This is a genomic window from Micromonospora sp. NPDC049047 (genome assembly GCF_040649135.1).
Classification (GTDB): domain Bacteria; phylum Actinomycetota; class Actinomycetes; order Mycobacteriales; family Micromonosporaceae; genus Micromonospora.
In genome coordinates this window covers 158255-177435 of record NZ_JBEZEY010000003.1, presented here as the reverse complement: position 1 = coordinate 177435, position 19181 = coordinate 158255, and the positions used below count along the sequence as shown (strand labels likewise).

Here is a 19181-nt window from a genome sequence, read left to right as displayed (position 1 = left end):
TTCAGGCGGTGAGCAGGCGGACGGCCTCACGGACGTCGTCGGTGAGATGGATCGTCGTCGACAGGTCACCGAACGGGGACGCGGCCAGCAGCGGACGCAGCAACGCCTCCACCGGCAGTTCGGTGGTCCAGTAGCCACGGTCCAGGAAGATGTACGCGCCGCTGGCGCCGTCCGTGCCGTAGTAGGTCTTGGTGGCCGCCTGGAACACCTCCTGCACCGTGCCCGCCCGCCCCGGCGCGAAGACGATGCCGCCCCGGGCCAGGCGCAGGATGGTGTCCTCCCGGATCGCGTTCGAGAAGTACTTCGCGATCCGCCCGGCGAACAGGTTCGCCGGCTCGTGCCCGTACAGCCAGGTGGGGATGGCCAGGCCACCGGCCCGCGCCCAGGCGAGGTCGTCACCACGCTGCCGGGGCACCCCCGCGTAGCGCTGCCGCACCGCCAACGCGGTGGCTGTGTACCGGTGGTGGTCGGTGAAGTCGGGCGCCTCGGCCAACAGGTCGATCGCCTCGGTCAACTCGGCCGCCGGCCGGTCCGCCAGGTAGGCGCCGAGATTCGCCGCCTCCATCACACCCGGACCACCGCCGGTCACCACCAGCCGGTCGGCCCGCGCCAGCTCCCACCCCAGCACGGCAGCCATCCGGTACGGCGGGCTGCCACGCCGCACCGCGTGCCCACCCATGATGCCGACCACCGACTGCGGACCGTGCCGGGCCAGCCAGGCCCGGGTGGCGTCGGTGAGCGCGTTGTCCACGCCATGGTCGTGCAGTCGCTGGCCCAGCGCCTCCTTGACGTCCGGCAGCGCGCCGCCGTGCGCCCGGTAGTGGTCGTACACCCGGGTGTCGTACATCTCGGTGAACCCGCCCTCGGCGAAGCCGGCGGCCAGGTCCTGCGGGGTGTAGAGGTGCGACGGCTGGGTCGGGTACGGCAGCCCGGAGAACGGCGGCACCACGTTCGCGCCGCGGCGGACCAGGTCGGCCCCGACGTCCCGGGAGGCGAACCGGCATCCCACGAAGAGCGTGCCAGCGACCTCGATCCCCCGCAGGTCGGGCACCGGTGCCAGGTCGAGGCGCAGGCCCTGCACGGTCAGCCCGGTCAGTCGGCCGGTGGCCAACTGCCTGTCGAACTCGTCGCGGGTCTGGATCTCGTCGGCGTGCAGGTGCGGCTCGATGACGTCCGCGGGAGGTGGGGTCGGCACCCGGCCATCCTGCCCCTCGGCCGGGGCCGGCCAAACCTCGGGCCCGGGGTGGAACCGACAGGAGCCCGGTGACCGTGGCCACCGGGCTCCTGCGTAACCGGTTCCTGGGGAGGCTCCGGACCATTAGTTGTAGTGGAAAACACTTGGCGGCGGCATAGGCCGCAGGCGTGACCAACTCCTCAGCCGTTCAGCGGAACGTGTCGGCCGACCCGCTCGCGTGTCGCCCTGTCCAGCGGGTTGAATGGGGCGATGCAGAACCTTTTGCCAGAGCCACCGGCCACCCGCCTGCCCGCGAACGACGAGGCCGACACCGCACTGGCTGCCGCCGAGGAGGCCGGCACGGCTGAGGCGTTCGCCAGCGTGGCGGCCGGCTTCCCCACCTACAGTGCGGCCTGGGCGGAGCTCGCCGCCCGGTCGTTCGCGCAGGGGCAGGTGGTGACGGCGTACGCGTACGCGCGCACCGGCTACCACCGGGGCCTCGACCAGTTGCGCCGCAGCGGGTGGAAGGGGCACGGCCCGGTGCCGTGGTCGCACGAGCCCAACCGGGGCTTCCTCCGCTGCCTCTACGTGCTGTCCCGGGCTGCGGACGAGATCGGCGAGGCCGACGAGGCGGCCCGCTGCGCCCAGTTCCTGCGCGACTGCGACCCGGCGGCGGCCGACGCGCTCGCGAGCAACTGACCCCGATCCGACGGCCGACCCGACAGCGGGCCGGCCGTCGGTGGGTCACAGCCCTTCGGCGACCGCAGCGGCGATCTTCAGCCAGGCGTCCCGGGTGGCCGAGGAGAGCCCGCCGTACCGGATCGGCTCACCCGTGTCGATGAGCCGCTCGTACGGAGCCAGCAGCACCGCCCGGGTGCGGGCCGCGAAGTGCTCCTGGATGGCCGGCAGGTCGATCTCCTTGCGGGACGGTGGCATCGACACCACTGTCACGGCCTGGCGTACCAGCCGTTGCCGGCCGCTCTGCTCCAGGTGGTCGAGCATCCGGGCGGCGGTCTCCGCCGAGTCGTTACGGGCCGACATGGTGACCACCAACTGGTCGGTGGCGTCCATCGAGGCCTGCCAGTTCTGCGCCCGGACGTTGTTCCCGGTGTCCACAAAGATCAACTTGTAGAACCGGCTCACCACCTCGCGGATCTCGGCGAACGCGGCAGCTGTCAACATCTCGCCACCGGTGGCCGACTCGTCCGAGGCCAGCACGTCGAACATGCCCTCGCCCTGCGAGCGGACGTACTGCGACAGGTCACCGACCCGCCCGTGCGCGCCCTGGAACTGCCCGAGATCGCGCAGCATGTCCCGCACCGTGCGGGAGTGGAAGTCCTGCTGGGCACGCATCCCCAGGGTGCCCTGGGTCTCGTTGTTGTCCCAGGCCAGCACGTAGCCACCGCGCTTCTGACCGAACGTCATGGCGAGCAGCAGGATGGCCACCGTCTTGCCGGCGCCGCCCTTCGGGTTGACCACCGTCACCTGCCGCAGCCCGCCGAAGTTCCGGCGCACCATCTCGATGTCCCGCTTGAGTTCCTGCTCGTGTCGACCGGGAGACAGCCGGAGCAGCCCCATCTTGTTGACCACCGCCCGGACGCCCATTGTCGCCACCGGGTCGGCGGGCCGGACCTGCCGGCGTCGGCTGAAGTCCTCGGCGGTCGGTACCGCGGTCTCCTCCGGCGTCCAGCTCGCGTCCGGGTACGCGGTCGCCTCCGGGTAGCCGGCCGCGGGCACCCGGGTCACCCCTTCGGCCTCCTGGTAGGGCTGCCCGGGCTGGACACCTGGTGCACCCTGCTGCCACGGCGGCGGGTACCAACCCGGAGACGGCGGAAACGGTCCCGGCGGTGGGGTCGCCGACCCGACCTGCGGCGGCAGGTTGCTGAACTGGGTCAGGTCCGGCGGCGGCGGGATATGCCCCGGGCCGGCCTGACCGGGGATCACCGGGGTGACCGACGGGCCCGGGTACGCCGGAGCCGGCCCGGGGTGCGGCGGCTGTAGCGGTGGCGGTGGCGGCGGCGCGGCGGCCTGGTCGTGAGCCGGTGTGGGCGTTGCGGCGGGGCGTTGCGGCGGGTACGCCCAGGGCGACTCGGCGGGCCGGCCCACCCCGCCGGCAGATCCGTCCTTCTCGGCCCCGTCGACCTCCGGGGCCGTCCCTGCCGCTGCGGGGCCGGTTGCTGCCGAGTCTGCCGAGGCGCGGGTCGCACCGTTCGGGCGATCGGCGGGCGTCCCGGCCGCGGTGGGGTTGTCCAGGGTGAACGGCTGGTCCAGGTCCACCCCCGCCGGGAGGATCGGCGCGGCGACGGCCGGCCCCCGGTCGCCGGCGGGCGCCGGCCCCACGCCGGCTGCGCTGCCCCGCGCCCCGGCTGCGGCGCTGGGCGCGCCGCTCGTCATCCCGGAGGTGCCTGTCGCCCCGGCGGCGGGGCTCGTCGTGCCCGGTGCCGTTGGCGTGCCGGGAGTCGGCGGCGTGCCTGGTGCCGTTGGCGTGCCCGAGGTGGTTGGCATACCCGGGGTGGTTGGCGTGCCCGGGGCTGGCGGCGTGGCGGGTGCCGTTGGCGTGCCCGGGGCAGGCGCTGCTGCCGGGTTGGCCGGCGCCGCCAGGTCGGCCGGCGGCCCCGGGTTGGCCGGCGGCCCCGGGTTGGCCGGCGGCCCCGGGTTGGCCGGCGGCCAACTCGGTTGAGCTGGCGCCCAGCCGGACGGGGCGACGGATGAGCCGCTGGTGTCCCAGCCGCCGGGCGCCGGAACGGCACCGGAGAGCGACGGGTAGTCCGCCGGCGAAGGCGGCGGTTGGGCCGGGGCTCCGGGTTGCCCGGGCACCGGCGGCCTGCCGATCGGCGGCGCGGCCACCGGCGGCGTCACCGGCCCCGGCGCGGCCGACGACGGCGCACCCCGCTGTTGGGCGACCGCCGCCCACGGCGGCACCGCGCTACCCGTGGTGCGGTCGGCCGGATCCGGTGGCCAGAGTGGTTCGATGTCCCGCTCCGGCACCGGCTGCTGGCCGTGCACCTGCGCCCGGTCGGCGTTCTCGTCCATTACGGCCCCTCCCAGTCCTCCTGCGAGGATAGGCCCAACCACCCGGCGGGGCCGTCGGCGCAGCCGGCCGCCGCGCGGCGTGCGGCCGGGATCAGATCGACCAGACCGCCCAGGCGCCCGGCTCGATCCACCAGGAACGCTTTCGGGTCAGCTCAGCCTCGACACCATCGTCGAGGTACGGGATCTTCCCCTCCCGGGGCAGCACCGAAACGGCCCGCCCACGGGCTCGCCGCACCTCGAGCCGGACCCGCTTGCGGCCCAGCGCCGAGCGGACCACCACCGGCACGGCCACCGCGACCTCGATCTGGCCGTCGGCCGGGTCCGGCGCGGTAAGCAGCCGCACGTCGTCGAGCGTCGCGTACCCGCCGGCGTTGCCGACCACGCAGGCCAGCAGCGGTTCGTCGCCGTTCGTGAGGACGGTGTCGTCCACCTCCACCCGGGCCCGCCAGTGCAGCGGCCGGCCGGCGTCGTCGGCGGCGCCGAGCAGCGCGCCGTCCAGGGTCACCGATCCACCGTCGTTACGCAGGAGGTCGAGTCGGCGCGGCGTGCCGTCCACCACCGCGGCGGCCACCGCCGCCGGGTCACGCGGCAGCTTGAGCTGCGCGGCCAGGTCCTGGTGGCTGCCGCCCCGAGCCGGATCGAGCGGGAGTACGGCCACCGGCGGCAGGTCGGGCAGGGTCCGGTTGCCGGGCAGATCCGCCGGTCGCCTGCTCGGCGCTGGCGCGTACCGCCGGACCAGTCGGCGCAGCACGGCGCGCAACTGTCCGTCGCTCGCCGTGGCGACGACCAGCCGGGTCTTGCTGTCCGGGTCGGGCCAGGTCAGGCCGTCCGGGCGGGCCGGACCGTCGAGCCGGGCCAACACCGCGTCGATCTCCGCGTCGGAGCGGGCGGTGACCATCTCCACCCGGGCACCTCTGGCGATCAGCGCGTCGGAGCAGGCCAGCACCGGCACCCGGGGTCGCTCGGTGGCGCACTGTTCGGTGTCGCCGGTCCGGGCCGGGGATCCCTGACCGCTCTCGGTCTGCTTCGTCGGGTCGGCCGCGGACCCATCGGCTGCGGACCCGGTCGCGCCGCCGCAGCAGGCCCCGCCGCTGCCGCAGCCCCCGGGAGCGTCCCGCTCCGAACCGAGGGTGAGCAGCACCACGTCGTACACCGAAGGAGCCTCCTGCCTCTCGACGCGACCCCTGCCGGCCACGCCGTCATTACTTGTTAACCTGACACCCCGGGCTCGCCAACCGGTCGCCACCTGGCACCCGAGCCTTCTGGAGGCGGAAAAGATGCCAGCGATCGTGCTCATCGGCGCTCAGTGGGGCGACGAGGGCAAGGGCAAGGTTACCGACCTGCTGGGTGAGCGGGTCGACTACGTCGTGCGCTACTCCGGTGGCAACAATGCCGGCCACACGGTGATCACCCCCGACGGCCAGAAGTACGCGCTGCACCTGATGCCGTCCGGCGCGCTCTCGCCGAACGCGATGATCGTCATCGGCAACGGTGTGGTGGTCGATCCGAAGGTGCTGCTCGCCGAGATCGACGGCCTGGCCGAGCGCGGCGTCGACGTCTCCCGGCTACGGATCTCGGGCGACGCGCATCTGATCATGCCGCACCACCGGGCCCTGGACCGGGTGATCGAGCGCTATCTCGGCTCGTCGCGGATCGGCACGACCGGCCGCGGGATCGGCCCGGCGTACGGCGACAAGGTCGCCCGGATCGGCATCCGCCTGCAGGACCTGCTCGACCCGGGCATCCTGCGGAAGAAGCTCGAACTGGCGCTGCGCGAGAAGAACCAGATCCTGTTCAAGGTCTACAACCGCAAGGCGATCGACCTCGAGGCGACGGTCGAGGAGTACCTGGCGTACGCCGAGCGGCTCAAGCCGTACATCGCGGAGACCCGGGCGATGCTCTGGGACGCCCTGGACCGGGGCGACACGGTGCTGCTGGAGGGCGCGCAGGCCACCATGCTCGACATGGACCACGGCACGTACCCCTTCGTGACCTCGTCCAACCCGACCGCCGGTGGTGCCTGCGTGGGCGCCGGCATCCCGCCGACCGCGATCAACAAGGTGATCGCGGTGAGCAAGGCGTACACCACCCGGGTCGGCGCGGGGCCGTTCCCGACCGAGCTGTTCGACGCCAACGGCGAGCACCTGCGCAAGGTCGGCGCGGAGTACGGCACCACCACCGGGCGGGAGCGTCGGTGTGGCTGGTTCGACGCGGTCGTCGCCCGGTACGCCTGCCGCCTCAACGGGGTGACCGACCTGGTCATCACCAAACTGGACGTGCTCACCGGCCTGCCCAAGGTGCCGCTCTGCGTCGGCTACGAGATCAATGGCGTCCGGGTGGACGACATGCCGATGAGCCAGACGGACTTCCACCACGCCACCCCGGTCTACGAGGAACTCGACGGCTGGTGGGAGGACATCACCAAGGCCCGCACCGCCGAGGATCTGCCGGAGAACGCCCGCCGCTACATCGCCCGCGTGGAAGAACTCTGCAACACCAGGGTGAGCGTCGTAGGCGTAGGCCCCGGCCGAGAGGAAAACGTAGTCCTCCACCCCCTCCTCCCCTAAAGCCCTCACCCCCACCCCCTGGCCCCCACCCCCACCCCCTGGCCCCCGCCTGCCGGCGCGCCATCCCGCGTTGATCATGAAGTTATTGCCCTCCGCCTCGGCGCGTCGTGGCAACAACTTCATGATCAACCAAGGGTGGTGGGTGGGGGTGGGTGGTGGGGGGGGGTTATCCACAGGGTGGTTGTGGTTGTCCACAGGGGGGTGCCTGGGGTTTTCGAGTGGGCCAGGGTGGCTGAGTGGACGCCTTGGATGTTGTACGGCGGGTTGCCGCCGGCCGCGACGGGATTGTGACCCTCGGGCAGGCGCGTGCCGCTGGCCTGACCACACACGAGGTCCAGCGGCTCTGTCGGGCCGGCCGTTGGCGCGCTGTGGCGCGGGGCAGTTATCTCGTCGACGCCGACCTGTATGACGAGGTGCCCCGACGGGCGCGAATCAGGGCGGCGATGGTGTCCTTTGGCTCGGCGGCAGTCGCAGTGCTCTCAATGGCCGCCGAGCTGCACGGGTTGGCCGGAATGCGGTTCACCGAGTTGATCCATCTGTCGGTGCCGGGTCCGGTCGCCAGGCCGGCTCGACTCGGCCATCCGCAGGTGGTGGTCCATCAGTTGGTCATCCCGCCTGCGCAGCTCGTTCGGGTGGACGGGATGACCGCGACTGGGCCCCTTCGGACTGTTGCCGACCTCAGCCTGCGGGCAGATCGTTTCTCAGCGGTGAGTGTGCTGGATTCCGCGTTGAATCGTCGCCTCGTGACGGCGGCCGACGACCTGCTCTCCATCCCGCGCCTCATCCGTGGTCGGCGCGGTGCGGTCGCGGCTCGGGGCTACCTCGGCGAGGTGGACGGGCGAGCGCAGTCGCCGCTGGAGACGCGTGCCCGGCTCCGATGCGTCGACGGCAGGGTGCCGCCCGATGTTCTGCAACTCGAGGTCCGTGACGACGACGGTTATCTGCTCGGCATCGGGGATCTTGGCTGGCGCGCCTCCCGGGTCATCGCCGAGGCCGACGGTCGTGGCCCGCACGACGTGCCCGAAGCTGCCTTCGCCGACCGCCGCCGCCAGAATCGCCTGGTCAACGCCGGCTGGACCATCCTCCGATTCACCTGGGAGGACACTCTCCGCCCGGATTACATCCCGTGGACGGTCCGCCAGGCGATCGCCGCCGCCCGACGCCGTTGATCATGAAGTTATCGCCATGACACGCCGAGGCGGCCCGCAACAACTTCATGATCAACGCGGGCGGAGGTGGGGGCAGTAGGATCTCGGGGCGTGCGGGTTCTTTTGGTGGGTGGTGGAGGGCGGGAGCATGCGCTCGCGCTCCGGCTGGTGGCGGATTCGGGCGTTTCTGCGGTTGTTGCCGCGCCGGGTAATCCGGGGATCGCCTCGGTGGCTGAGCTGCGGGCCACGAACGCCTCCGATCCGGCCGCGGTGGCGGCGCTGGCAGTGGAGACCGCTGCTGACCTGGTAGTGATCGGGCCCGAGGCCCCGCTGGTCGCCGGGGTCGCCGACGCCGTACGCGCCAAGGGCATCCCCGTGTTCGGCCCCTCCGGTGCGGCCGCTCAGCTTGAGGGTTCCAAGGCGTTCGCCAAGGACGTGATGACCGCCGCCGGTGTGCCGACCGCCCGGGCGTACGTCTGCACTGACGAGGAGAGCACCGCGAGGGCGCTCGACGAGTTCGGTGCCCCGTACGTGGTGAAGGACGACGGGCTCGCCGCCGGCAAGGGCGTGGTGGTGACCGACGACCGGTCCGCCGCGCTGGCGCACGCCGCCGAGTGCGGACGGGTGGTGATCGAGGAGTTCCTCGACGGCCCGGAGGTCAGCCTCTTCGTGGTCACCGACGGTGAGGCGGCGCTGCCGCTGCTGCCGGCGCAGGACTTCAAGCGGCTCGGCGACGGCGACACCGGCCCGAACACCGGCGGCATGGGCGCGTACGCGCCGCTGCCCTGGGCGCCGTCGGGCCTGGTGGACGAGGTCATGCGCGACGTGGTCCACCCCACCCTGGCCGAGATGCGCCGCCGGGGCACCCCGTTCGCCGGCCTGCTCTACGTCGGGCTCGCGATCACCGGGGCCGGCCCGCGGGTGATCGAGTTCAACGCGCGCTTCGGTGACCCGGAGACCCAGGTGGTGCTCGCGCTCCTGGAGACCCCGCTGGGCGGGCTGCTGCACGCGGCGGCCACCGGCACGCTTGCCGAGCACCCGCCGCTGCGGTGGCGCGACGGCAGCGCGGTCACCGTGGTGCTCGCCGCCCCGGGCTACCCGGCGGCACCGCGCACCGGCGAGGTCATCACCGGCGCGGACCGACCCGGCATCATCCACGCCGGCACCGCCCGCCGGGCCAGCGACGGCGCGTTGCTCTCCGCCGGCGGTCGGGTCCTCTGCGGTACGGCCACCGGCGTCGACCTGGCCGCCGCGCGGGATGCCGCGTACGCGCTCGTGAACGGGGTGGGGCTGGCCGGCTCGCAGCACCGCACCGACATCGCCGCCGCCGCGATCGAGCACCGGATCACGATCCCGAGCTGACTCCCCACATCGGTGGGTGGGTGCCTCGACCGCGAACGTCTGCGGTGCGGGGCTGATCGAGAGTTCGACCCGGTTCCGGGCCGCCCTCGCAGGTTGAGCGGGGGGCCATCGTGTTCGCCACGCTCCGGTGCCGCCGAACGCCACCCGGAAGCCTGTCGTCGTAGCCGCACCCGGGCACGATCTGCCACCACTCTGGCCGGACGGCCCGCCGCGATCCCCATGACGTGTCGATCCGTGGCGACCGGATGGGTCGCGTGCCTGTGCGTGCCGCGGATGAGCCAGTCCGGTGAGGCGGTCCGCCCCGCAGGGCAACCCGGCGTTGCTCCGACCACGACTTAGCGGTGTCGGAGGCACAGCGACGGGAGGAGGGCAGATGCGGGTTTGCGGACGATCACCGTGTTGTTGGTGGCCGGTGGGGGGACAGGTCCGAGGATGCCGCTGAGCCGGAAACCGGTCGAGCGGTCTGCGGCCGACGTCGAGTACACCGAGTGCGTTCGCGTCGGTCTGCCGCAGTGGCGCCGGACGGCGTACCTGATGTGCGGTGACTGGCATCAGGGCGACGACATCGTGCAGCGGGTGCTCACCGAGCTGTACCGCAACTGGTCCCGGGCGCGGCGGGCCGACAACCTGAACGCGCTGGTCCGGACGATGCTGATGCGGCGGTTGATCGACGAGCGGCGACGCGGTTGGACTCGGGTGCTGATCACCGACCTGCTGCCGGAGCGGCCCGCACCGGCCGCCCCGGATGCCACGGAGCGGCTCGATCTGGTGGCGGCACTGCGTCAGGTCGCACCGCGGCAGCGGGCCGTCCTGGTGCTGCGGTTCTTCCAGGACCTGACGGTGGAGGAGACGGCACAGGTGCTGGGCTGCTCGTCGGGCACCGTCAAGAGTCAGACGGCCAAGGGGCTGGCGACGTTGCGAGGACTGCTCGCCCCCGCCCGGAACGACGTGCCGACCAGCAGGCAGCCCGGCACGGCGAGTGGCACGCCGACCAACGTGTTAGCCCACGGGAGTTGACAATGATCGATGAACTGGATGTGGCGCGGTTGATGCGCGCCGAGGTCGAGGCGGCCGAGACGCCGTCCGCCGTGGTGAACGTCGAACGGGCGATGACCGTCGGGCGCCGGCAGCGCTGGTACGCGCGCAGTGCGGGCGCCGCACTGGCCGTGGTCGCGGTGGTTGTCGGTGCTGTCACGGTGCCGGGCCTGGTTGCGCCGCCGGACGGGTCGGCGCCGTCGGCGCAGCCGTCGTCACTGAACCTGTTCGGCGCCCTGGCTCCGCTGGAGCCGTACACCGGGAAGGTGCCGTCGCCCGACACGTCCCGGATCCCGGCCGCGTTGGAGACGATCGATCCGACCGTTCAGTACGTTCGGTTCGGTTGGTTGCCGTCGGGCCTGGCCAGTCTGCAGTACCAGGTGGGTTTGCTGCTGAGCGGGCCGGGTGTCGTCCTGATCGGGCACGCTCCCGATTCGCCGGATGGCAACTCGGCGGCGGGTGTGATGGTCAGCCTCTACCCCAAGGGGGTGACGCCGCCCGCGCCGCAGGTCATGGGCATCGACCAACGGGCTCCCACAGTGAGTACGGCGCCCGCGCCCGAGGTGCGGGGCGCGGCGGCGACCTTCACCCTGTACGACGTCGACGGCACTGACCGGCTCTCCCTGCGTTGGCAGTACGCCCCGGACGGCTGGGCCGCCGTCGATGTCTCACCCTGGGCGGCGGGGCAGGACGCCCGCGAGATCGCCCTGCACGTGGCGCAGAAGCTCAGGTTCAGTACGACCGAGCGGGTGCGGACGCCGGCCCAGGTCACTGGGGTGCCGCAGCGCCTCCGGCTGATCTATACCACCGTCAACGGGCCACTGACCCCGGAGGGTTGGCGGTGGTACGCCGGAGTCACGTACAGCGCCGAACCCGCCACGGCGGATCCCGGTAGGCAGCGGGCGAAGATGGTGGACGTCGGCTTCTCCCCGTACGTCGAGATGACCGACAAGATTCGGGCCGAGTTGAAGGGGAAGGAACTCTTCCGGCCGCCGAACACCACAGTCGACGGTCATCAAGCGTCGTTCTACTCTGCCGCTGATGATCCGAACTCGTCGGAGACGCTGGAGGTGCTCGACGTCCGGGGGATGGTGGTCGAGATCGACGCACACCGCGGAACGCTCGATGAGCCGGGCACGAAGGGCCTGTTCCAGCACCTCGACCTCGCCGAGGCGAAGCCGGACTGGCGGCCCGCACTGACTGTCGACTGACGGGCGCGGTGACCGCCCCGGAACCCGCCGGTTCTCGCCGACGGTTCCGGGGCGGTCAGCCGTAGTAGCGGCGCAGCTCGCGGGCGAGCACCTTGCCTGTGGCGTTGCGGGGCAGGTATTTGACGAAGACCACGTCCCGGGGCACGGAGAAGCGGGCCAGGTAGCGCCGGACGTACTCGCGTACCGCCTCGGGGTCGAGCGTTTCGTCCGGGTGCAGGGCGAGGAACGCGGACAGCCGCTGGCCGTACTCGGCGTCCGGCACGCCGATCACCGCCGCCTCGCGGACCTGGGGCAGTTGGGCGAGCAGGTCCTCCACCTCGGACGGGAAGACGTTCTCGCCGCCGGAGACGATCATGTCGTCGGCCCGACCGTCGACGAAGAGCAGGCCGTCCGGGTTGAGTCGGCCGAGGTCGCCGGTGTCGAGGAGACCGTTGTGGGTCTCCCGGTCGGCGCCGGAGGTGTAACCCTCGAAGAGCATCTCGTTGCCGACGAAGATCCGCCCCACCTGGCCTTTCGGCACGGGTTGGCCGTCGTCGCCGAGCATCTCCAGCCGGGTGCCGTGCGGTGGCCGCCCGGCTGTGGTGGGTGCCTGGCGCAGGTCCTGCGGAGCGGCGATGGACGCCCAGGAGACCTCGGTGGAGCCGTAGAGGTTGTACAGGACGTCGCCGTAGACATCCATGAACTTGGGGGCGAGCCCGCCGGGCAGGGCAGAACCGCTTACCGCGACGACCTTGAGCGGCGGGCGCGGGTCCGTCGGGGGCACCTCCAGGAGTCGCTGCACCATCACGGGCACGGCGAACAGCGCGTCACAGCGGTGCGCCGTGAGAGCGGCGAGCGTGACGGCCGGGTCGAAGCGCCGGTGCAGCACGATTGTGGCCCGCAACGCCAGGCAGACCTGGAGGGCGGCGAACCCCCAGGTGTGGAAGATCGGTGCCGAGATCATCACCCGGTTCCGGGCGTGCAGGGGGATCTGGTCGATGATGGACACCAACGGGCCGAAGCCGCTCGGGGTGGGTCGGCGGGCGCCCTTGGGCGTGCCGGTGGTGCCGGAGGTGAGCACGATGATCCGGCCGTCCCGCTCCGGGGGACGCAGGTCACCCGGCAACGCCCCGGCGACCAACTCCTCGCGGGCCCGTTCGTCGAGTCGGGGCAGCTCGGTGGGGAGACCGAGGACCCGCTCGGCGAACTCGTCGTCGTGCACGAGCAGCCGTAGCTGCTGCTCCTCGGCGACGGTGCCCAGTTGGGCGGCGGAGAGCCCGGTGTTGACGAGTACGGCGTCGACGCCGAGCATGGTGGCCGCGACGATCGTCTCGATCAGCCCGTGATGGTTGCGGCAGAGGACGCCGATCCGGTCGCCGGCTTGGACGCCGAGCCCGGCCCGCATCGAGCGGGCCATCCGTTCGGCCCGGTCGAGCAGATCGTGGTACGTCAGCTCGACGCCGTCCTCGTCGATGACCGCCGGCCGGCCGGGGTCCCGGGCGGCTGCCTGGCGCAACTCGCCGGCCAGGCTCCAGCCCCACGTCCGCAACGCGTTGAGCTGTGCGGCGACCCGGACGGGGCTGCCGGGGGTGAGCAGTCCGCGACGGGTGAGCGTGGCAATGACGAACGGCAGGTCCATGCCGCAGACCTCCTCGGGGTGGTGCGCGGACGGGGCAGCGGATCCCCCCGTCCATCAGGGCGTCTTCCTTGATCATGCACTGGGCGCGGCGGAAGGCGCAGCTCACGCCCGCTTGGGGTGACGAACACGGCACAGATTGTGGAATTGGTGCCGGCGCGGTATCTGGACGTCGCGGCCTGTGCGCCCGGCTCGGCAGAGACGGGCCGGGTCCGGCCGACCGCACGGCAGTCAGCCGGACCGGGGCGCACCCCCGACCGGACCGGCCGGGCCCGCCGATGCGGGTCGGTCAGCGGATCTGCATCCCGGAGATCGCCCGGGAGATGACAAGTCGCTGGATCTCCGAGGTGCCCTCGAAGATGGTGTAGATCTTGGCGTCGCGGTACCAGCGTTCGACCGGATGGTCACGCAGGAAACCGGCCCCGCCGAGCAACTGCACCGCCTTCTCGGTGACCGACACCGCCACCTCGCCGGCCTTGAGCTTGGACATCGAGCCCTCACCCGCGGTGAACGGGCGGTTGTTGCGGCCCATCCACGACGCCCGCCAGACCAGCAGCCGCGCCGCGTCGATCTCCATCCGCATGTCGGCGAGCGCGAACGCGACAGCCTGGTTCTCGATGATCGGCCGTCCGAACTGGACCCGGTCCTTCGCGTAGTCAAGGGCGTACTCGTAGGCGGCCCGGGCCACACCGAGCGCCTGCGCGCCGACAGTGGGCCGGGACAGCTCGAAGGTCCGCATGGCTGCCTGCCCGCTGGCCCGCTGGCCGGTGCGGGCCCGGTCGAGGCGTTCCAGCAGGGCGTCCCGCCCGCCGAGCAGGCAGCGGCCGGGCACGCGGACCCCGTCGAGGAAGACGTCGGCGGTGTGGGACGCGCGCAGGCCGAGTTTGCGCAGCTTGCGGGTGGCGGTCAGGCCGGGGGTGCCAGGGGGTACGACGAACGCGGCCTGGCCCCGGGAGCCGAGCGTGCTGTCCACCGAGGCGGTGACCACGTGCACGCCGGCGATCCCACCGTTCGTGGCGTACGCCTTCTGGCCGTTGAGCACCCACTCGTCGGTGGCCTCGTCGTAGACGGCCCGGGTGCGCATCGCGCCGACGTCGGAGCCGGCTTCCGGCTCACTCGTGCAGAACGCGGCGACGGCGGGCGAGTCGATGTCGCCGAAGCACTGTGGCACCCACTCGACCAGTTGGTCCGGGGTGCCGGCACCGTAGATGGCGGCGACGGCGAGCGAGGTGCCGAAGATGGAGAGGCCGATGCCGGCGTCACCCCAGAAGAGTTCCTCGCTGGCGATCGGCAGCGACAGCCCGGTCGGATCGGCCCAGCAGGTGGCGAGGAACTCGAAGCCGTAGAGGCCGACCTTGGCGGCCTCTTTGATCACCGGCCACGGGGTTTCCTCGCGCTCGTCCCACTCGGCGGCGGCCGGGCGCACGACCTCGGCGGCGAAGCCGTGCACCCAGTCGCGTAGATCCCGCTGTTCCTCGTTCAGGTCGAGCGAGAACTCAGCCATGTCAGGCCTTGGGGATGTCGAACAGGTTGGCGATGTTGGCGGCGAGACCGAGGTCGCCCTTCGCCTTCAGCTTGCCGGTCATGAACATCATCACCGGGTTGGCACCACCGGAGACGATCTTCAGGAACTCGACCGGGCCCATGGTCAGGCTCAGCTTCGGGTCGTGCTGCGGGGTCTCGTTCACCGCGCACTTGCCATCGGCGACGACCACCTCGTAGGTGTCGCTGCCACCATCCGGGCGGCCGGTGATGATCCAGTGGATGACCGCGTTCGTGGAGCCGGCCCGGTCCGCGCGGAACATCGTCGGCATCCGGCCGAACACCTCGCCCAGAACCCTGCCGCGCAGGTCACCGGACATCACCTGGGCGATCTTGTCGTCCGGGGTGGACTTGACCAGTTGGGCGAACTCCTTGGGGCCCACGTTGGCGAAGGTGGCCGGGTCGAAGTCAGTCATCAGGTGCGCCTTCCGAAGATATGGCTACTCGTGCGTAACCCTACGCACGAGTAGGTATGCTCGCAAGGTGTCCACGCCGCCCGCCTTCAAGCGCCTGCCACGTGCCGTTCGCGAGCAACAGATGCTCGACGCGGCCGTGAAGGTCTTCTCCCGGCGCGGCTTCCACGCCGCGAGCATGGACGAGATCGCCGAGGACGCCGGCATCTCCAAGCCCATGGTGTACGCGTACCTCGGCACCAAGGAGGAACTCTTCGTCGCCTGCCTGCATCGGGAGGGCACCCGGATGATGCAGGCCATCGCCGGTGCCGCCGCCCCCGACCTGCCGGCGGACGTTCGACTCTGGCGCGGGCTGAAGGCGTTCTTCGGCTTCGTGGGGGCACACCGCGACGGCTGGGCGGTGCTCTACCGGCAGGCCCGGGGCGAACAGCCGTTCGCCGGCGAACTGGCCACCATGCGGGCCCGGTTGGTCGAGGTGGTCGCCGGGATGCTCGACCACGCCCTGCGCGCCGAGGGCCGGGAGATCGGCGCCGTCGATTTGGAGGTCGTCGCGTACGCCCTGGTCGGCGCGACCGAGTCGCTCGCCGACTGGCTCGCGGACCACCCGGAGGCCGACCCGGAGAAGACCGCCACCCGGATGATGAACGTGGCCTGGCTGGGCGCCGGCCAACTCCTGCACGGCGTCGTCTGGCGCCCGGCCGCCGACTGACCGCCCCGAGGTCAGCGCCCCGGCCCCGGCCCCCGAGGTCAGCGCACCGGCACCCGGCTCACCGGTTCGGTCGCCGACGCCGACCGCGCGGATCGGCGACGACGCCGGCCCAGCCAGCGCACCACCTCGACGATCGTGGTCACGCCCAGGGCGAGGCCCAGACCAAGCAGCAGACCGCGCAGCGGATCCTGCTCGAAGGCCATCCCGCCGAGGTAGCCCACCAGCCCGGAGTAGAGCCCCCACGAGCCGGCGGCGAGCGCGTCGAAGGCCAGGAACCGTCGTCGGGGATAGCGCACCGCGCCCATGGTGAGGGTGACCGCCGTCCGGCCGCCCGGCACATAACGGGCCACGGTGAGGATGAGGCCACCCCGGGTGACGATCCCTCGACGGGCCCACTCGATGGCGGCCCGACGCCGGCCCTCGGGCGGTAGCCGGTCGAGTAGCCGGGTGCCACCGCCCCGACCGATGGCGTACGAGATGTGATCGCCGAGCAGTGCCCCGCTCGCGGCCACCACGATCACCGCGGGAAGGTACGGCGCGCCGGAGGCCGCGAACACCCCGGCGGTGATCACTGCTGTCTCGCTCGGTACCACCGGGAAGAAGCCGTCGAGCACCGCGATCGCGAAGATCGCCAGATAGACCCAGGGCGAGGCCATCGTCTCGTGCAGCAGGTCGAGCAGGTCCATGCCCTGATGGTGGTGCGGGAGGCGGCTCCCGCCATCGGCCAGTGGTCAGCCGGAGGCCACTACTTAGGTCGTCTCCGGCCCGGACGCCGGGTAGGGGTCATCCCCCAGCGCACCCGGGTCCGACGGCGTGGGGCGACCCGAACCACCTGCGGAGTTCTAGGCTCGGCAGGTGGCCACCAGCGCCGTCGCCCTCCGGCGGGTCGTCAAGCGGTACGCCCCGCTGCTGCTCGCCGTCCTGGTGGTGCTTGCTGTCTGGGCCAGCGCCAGCGGTGACCTGGGGGTCCGCTCGCCGCTGCCGGGCGCTGTGGTGCTGCTGCTCGCGCTGGGTTCGGGTTGGGCCGCCAGCACGGTGCGGGCCCGCCGCTGGCCGTTGTTCGTGGCCGCGGCGGTCGGCTGGTGGGTGCTCGCGGCCGCGGCCGCCGGGGTGGTCGCCTCCTACCAGGCAGGGCTGCGGCTGCGGGGCCGGCGGCTCGCCGGCTACCTCGTCGGGGCGGCAGTGGTGCTGGCCGGTGGGGTGCTCATCGGGCAGGCGGTGGGCGGCGTACGCCGGATCACCACCGCCACCACCGGCAACGTGATTTTCCTTGCCGCCGGTCTGGTTGGACTGCCGCTGGTCTTCGGCCTCTGGGTGCGGGCCCGCCGGGACACCCTCGCCGCCCTGCGGGACCGGGCCGAACGGTTGGAAGGTGAACAGGAGGCCCGCGCCGACCAGGTCCGCGCCGAGGAGCGGACCCGGATCGCCCGCGAGATGCACGACGTGGTCGCGCACCGGGTCTCGCTGATGGTGGTGCACGCCGGGGCGTTGGAGGTGACAGCGGCCGACCCGTCGACAGTCGAGGCCGCCGCGTTGATCAGGACAACCGGTCGGGAGGCGCTCACCGACCTGCGCGAGGTGCTCGGTGTGCTGCGGCAGGCCGGTCCGGCCGTGCTGCCGGAGCGGGGCCTCGACGCGCTGGACGAGCTGATCGGCGAGTCCCGTGCCGCCGGGCTGCGGGTGCACCGGCGGGACGAGGGAGTGCCGGCGGCGTTGCCGGCGACGGTGGGGCGCACGGCGTACCGGGTGGTCCGGGAGGCGCTCACCAACGTACGCAAGCACGCCGCCGACGCCGAGTCGACAGTGTGCCTGCGCTACCTGCCCGACGGGCTGGAGGTGCGGGTCAGTAACGGCCCGTCCGAGGGCGGCCGGTCGCTGCCCGGTGCCGGCCAGGGGTTGCTCGGACTACGCGAGCGGGTGGAGTTGCTCGGCGGTCGGCTGGAGGCGACACCAGTGGACGGCGGCTTTCTGGTCCGCGCCCTGATCCCGGTGGCGGGTGCGACGTGATCCAGGTGGGTGCGACGTGATCCGGGTGGTGGTGGTCGACGACGAGCAGCTGATCCGCGCCGGGCTGCGGATGATCCTCGAGGCGGCGGAGGACATCGCTGTGGTGGGCGAGGCGGCGGACGGCGCCGGTGCGTTGGAGCAGGCCGAACGGTTACGTCCCGACGTGGTGCTGCTCGACGTGCGGATGCCGGGTGTCGACGGCCTGACCATCGCACCCGACGTGATCGCCGCCGGGCCGAAGGTGATCATGCTGACCACCTTCGACCTCGACGAGTACGTGCACCAGGCGCTGCGGGCCGGGGCGGTCGGTTTCCTGCTCAAGGACACCCCGCCCCGGGAGTTGGCCGCCGCCGTCCGCACTGTGGCCGCCGGGAACGCGATGCTCGCCCCGACTGTCACCCGGCGCCTGATCAGCTCGTTCGCCGAACGTGGTCCGGTCCGGCGGAGCGCGGCTCGCAACCGGCTGGCGCCGCTCACCGTGCGGGAGTTGGAGGTCGTCCGGGAGGTGGCCCGCGGGCACGGCAACGCGGAGATCGCCCGACGGCTGACGATGAGCGAGGCCACGGTGAAGGCACACGTCAGTCGGGCGCTGGCGAAGGTCCAGGCCGGCAACCGGGTGCAGTTGGCCATCGTGGTGCACGACGCGGACCTGTTGTGACCGGGCCGAGCCCGGTCAGTGCCGGGAGGTGGCGTGGCGGCGGGCCCGGCGGTGGGCTCGGCGGCGCAGCCACCGGATCCCCTCCAGCCCGAACGTGACGATCAGCGAGAGCCCCACCCCGACCAGTACCCCCTTCACCGGGTCACGTTCGAAGGCGAGCCCGCCGAAGTAGCCGAGCAGGCCGCAGTACACCGCCCAGGTGCCCGCGCCGATGCTGTCGTAGAGCAGGAACGCCCGGCGGGGATAGCGCACCGCGCCCATGGTCAGGGTGACGGCGGTCCGCCCGCCCGGCACGTACCGGCTGGTGGTCAGGATGATTCCGCCGCGCCGGTCGACGGCCCGGCGGGCCCACTCGGAGCTGGCCCGACGACGGCTGCCGTCGGGCAGGCGGGCCAGCCGGCGGGCGCCTCCGCCCTGTCCGATGGCGTACGAGATGTGGTCGCCGACGAGCGCGCCGATGGCTGCGCTCACGATCACCAGGGTCAGGCTGGGATGTCCGTCGCTCGCCGCGAGCACCCCAGCGGTGATCACCGCCGCCTCGCCCGGCACCGCGGGGAAGAACGCGTCGACAGCGGTGAGCCCGAAGATCAACAGGTAGACCCACGGCGACGTGACCGTCCCACGGAGGAGGTCGAGCAGGGCGTCCATGCCCCCATGCTCGGGGGCGCGGCGGCGGTCGGTGGCGCTTCGCCGACATTGGCAACCGG

At 72.3% G+C, this 19181-nt stretch carries 17 protein-coding genes; 9 read left to right on the top strand and 8 right to left on the bottom strand.

Annotation, left to right across the window (positions count from 1 at the left end):
• Position 1: 1 nt before the first annotated feature.
• Positions 2-1195: a hypothetical protein gene (locus AB0B86_RS06415; protein WP_357411555.1), complete on the bottom strand. Its 1194-nt coding sequence runs from the start codon at positions 1193-1195 to the stop codon at positions 2-4.
• Between the two features lie 249 nt (positions 1196-1444).
• On the opposite strand from AB0B86_RS06415, the gene AB0B86_RS06410 reads away from it, so the two are divergent.
• Positions 1445-1873, top strand: a complete 429-nt coding sequence (locus tag AB0B86_RS06410; protein WP_357411553.1) for a DUF3151 domain-containing protein — start codon at positions 1445-1447, stop codon at positions 1871-1873.
• 45 nt (positions 1874-1918) lie between these two features.
• On the opposite strand, the gene AB0B86_RS06405 is transcribed toward AB0B86_RS06410, so the two are convergent.
• Together AB0B86_RS06405 and AB0B86_RS06400 are read right to left on the bottom strand one after the other, a co-directional pair.
• Positions 1919-4207, bottom strand: a complete 2289-nt coding sequence (locus AB0B86_RS06405; RefSeq protein ID WP_357416357.1) for a chromosome partitioning protein — start codon at positions 4205-4207, stop codon at positions 1919-1921.
• 91 nt (positions 4208-4298) lie between these two features.
• Positions 4299-5360, bottom strand: a complete 1062-nt coding sequence (locus AB0B86_RS06400) for a hypothetical protein (protein WP_357411549.1) — start codon at positions 5358-5360, stop codon at positions 4299-4301.
• A gap of 124 nt (positions 5361-5484) precedes the next feature.
• Between AB0B86_RS06400 and AB0B86_RS06395 the strand changes: the two genes are divergently transcribed.
• The 5 genes from AB0B86_RS06395 (at position 5485) to AB0B86_RS06375 (ending at position 11530) form a co-directional block, all read left to right on the top strand.
• Entirely contained in the window at positions 5485-6774 is a 1290-nt protein-coding gene (locus tag AB0B86_RS06395) for an adenylosuccinate synthase (RefSeq protein ID WP_357411547.1), read from the top strand.
• A 236-nt stretch (positions 6775-7010) separates the two neighbouring features.
• A complete protein-coding gene (locus AB0B86_RS06390; RefSeq protein WP_357416353.1) occupies positions 7011-7943 on the top strand; it encodes a type IV toxin-antitoxin system AbiEi family antitoxin domain-containing protein in 933 nt (310 codons plus the stop codon).
• Positions 7944-8033: 90 nt separating this feature from the next.
• Positions 8034-9284, top strand: coding sequence for a phosphoribosylamine--glycine ligase (gene purD, locus AB0B86_RS06385; protein WP_357411543.1), 1251 nt, complete (start codon positions 8034-8036; stop codon positions 9282-9284).
• Between the two features lie 432 nt (positions 9285-9716).
• On the top strand, positions 9717-10301 hold the full coding sequence (locus AB0B86_RS06380; RefSeq protein ID WP_357411541.1) for a SigE family RNA polymerase sigma factor: 585 nt from the start codon (positions 9717-9719) through the stop codon (positions 10299-10301).
• A 2-nt stretch (positions 10302-10303) separates the two neighbouring features.
• Positions 10304-11530 (top strand): hypothetical protein, encoded by a 1227-nt coding sequence (locus AB0B86_RS06375; protein WP_357416349.1) that lies wholly within the window; start codon positions 10304-10306, stop codon positions 11528-11530.
• A gap of 55 nt (positions 11531-11585) precedes the next feature.
• On the opposite strand, the gene AB0B86_RS06370 is transcribed toward AB0B86_RS06375, so the two are convergent.
• The 3 genes from AB0B86_RS06370 to AB0B86_RS06360 form a co-directional block, all read right to left on the bottom strand.
• Complete coding sequence (locus AB0B86_RS06370) at positions 11586-13148, bottom strand: AMP-binding protein (protein ID WP_357411537.1); 1563 nt, start codon at positions 13146-13148, stop codon at positions 11586-11588.
• A 286-nt stretch (positions 13149-13434) separates the two neighbouring features.
• Entirely contained in the window at positions 13435-14649 is a 1215-nt protein-coding gene (locus tag AB0B86_RS06365; protein ID WP_357416346.1) for an acyl-CoA dehydrogenase family protein, read from the bottom strand.
• Between the two features lies 1 nt (position 14650).
• Positions 14651-15103: an SCP2 sterol-binding domain-containing protein gene (locus AB0B86_RS06360; RefSeq protein WP_357411533.1), complete on the bottom strand. Its 453-nt coding sequence runs from the start codon at positions 15101-15103 to the stop codon at positions 14651-14653.
• A gap of 67 nt (positions 15104-15170) precedes the next feature.
• On the opposite strand from AB0B86_RS06360, the gene AB0B86_RS06355 reads away from it, so the two are divergent.
• Positions 15171-15809 (top strand): TetR/AcrR family transcriptional regulator, encoded by a 639-nt coding sequence (locus tag AB0B86_RS06355; RefSeq protein ID WP_357411531.1) that lies wholly within the window; start codon positions 15171-15173, stop codon positions 15807-15809.
• A gap of 38 nt (positions 15810-15847) precedes the next feature.
• On the opposite strand, the gene AB0B86_RS06350 is transcribed toward AB0B86_RS06355, so the two are convergent.
• Positions 15848-16495 (bottom strand): DedA family protein, encoded by a 648-nt coding sequence (locus tag AB0B86_RS06350; protein WP_357416342.1) that lies wholly within the window; start codon positions 16493-16495, stop codon positions 15848-15850.
• Between the two features lie 169 nt (positions 16496-16664).
• Between AB0B86_RS06350 and AB0B86_RS06345 the strand changes: the two genes are divergently transcribed.
• Together AB0B86_RS06345 and AB0B86_RS06340 are read left to right on the top strand one after the other, a co-directional pair.
• Positions 16665-17816 carry a histidine kinase gene (locus tag AB0B86_RS06345; protein WP_357411527.1) on the top strand — a complete coding sequence of 384 codons (1152 nt, stop codon included), beginning with the start codon at positions 16665-16667 and terminating at the stop codon, positions 17814-17816.
• 16 nt (positions 17817-17832) lie between these two features.
• Entirely contained in the window at positions 17833-18474 is a 642-nt protein-coding gene (locus AB0B86_RS06340) for a response regulator transcription factor (RefSeq protein ID WP_357411525.1), read from the top strand.
• Positions 18475-18489: 15 nt separating this feature from the next.
• Here AB0B86_RS06340 and AB0B86_RS06335 read toward each other — a convergent pair whose 3' ends face one another.
• The gene (locus AB0B86_RS06335) at positions 18490-19122 is read right to left on the bottom strand and encodes a DedA family protein (protein WP_357416337.1); all 633 of its coding nucleotides are present in this window, start codon (positions 19120-19122) and stop codon (positions 18490-18492) included.
• Positions 19123-19181: the final 59 nt, after the last annotated feature.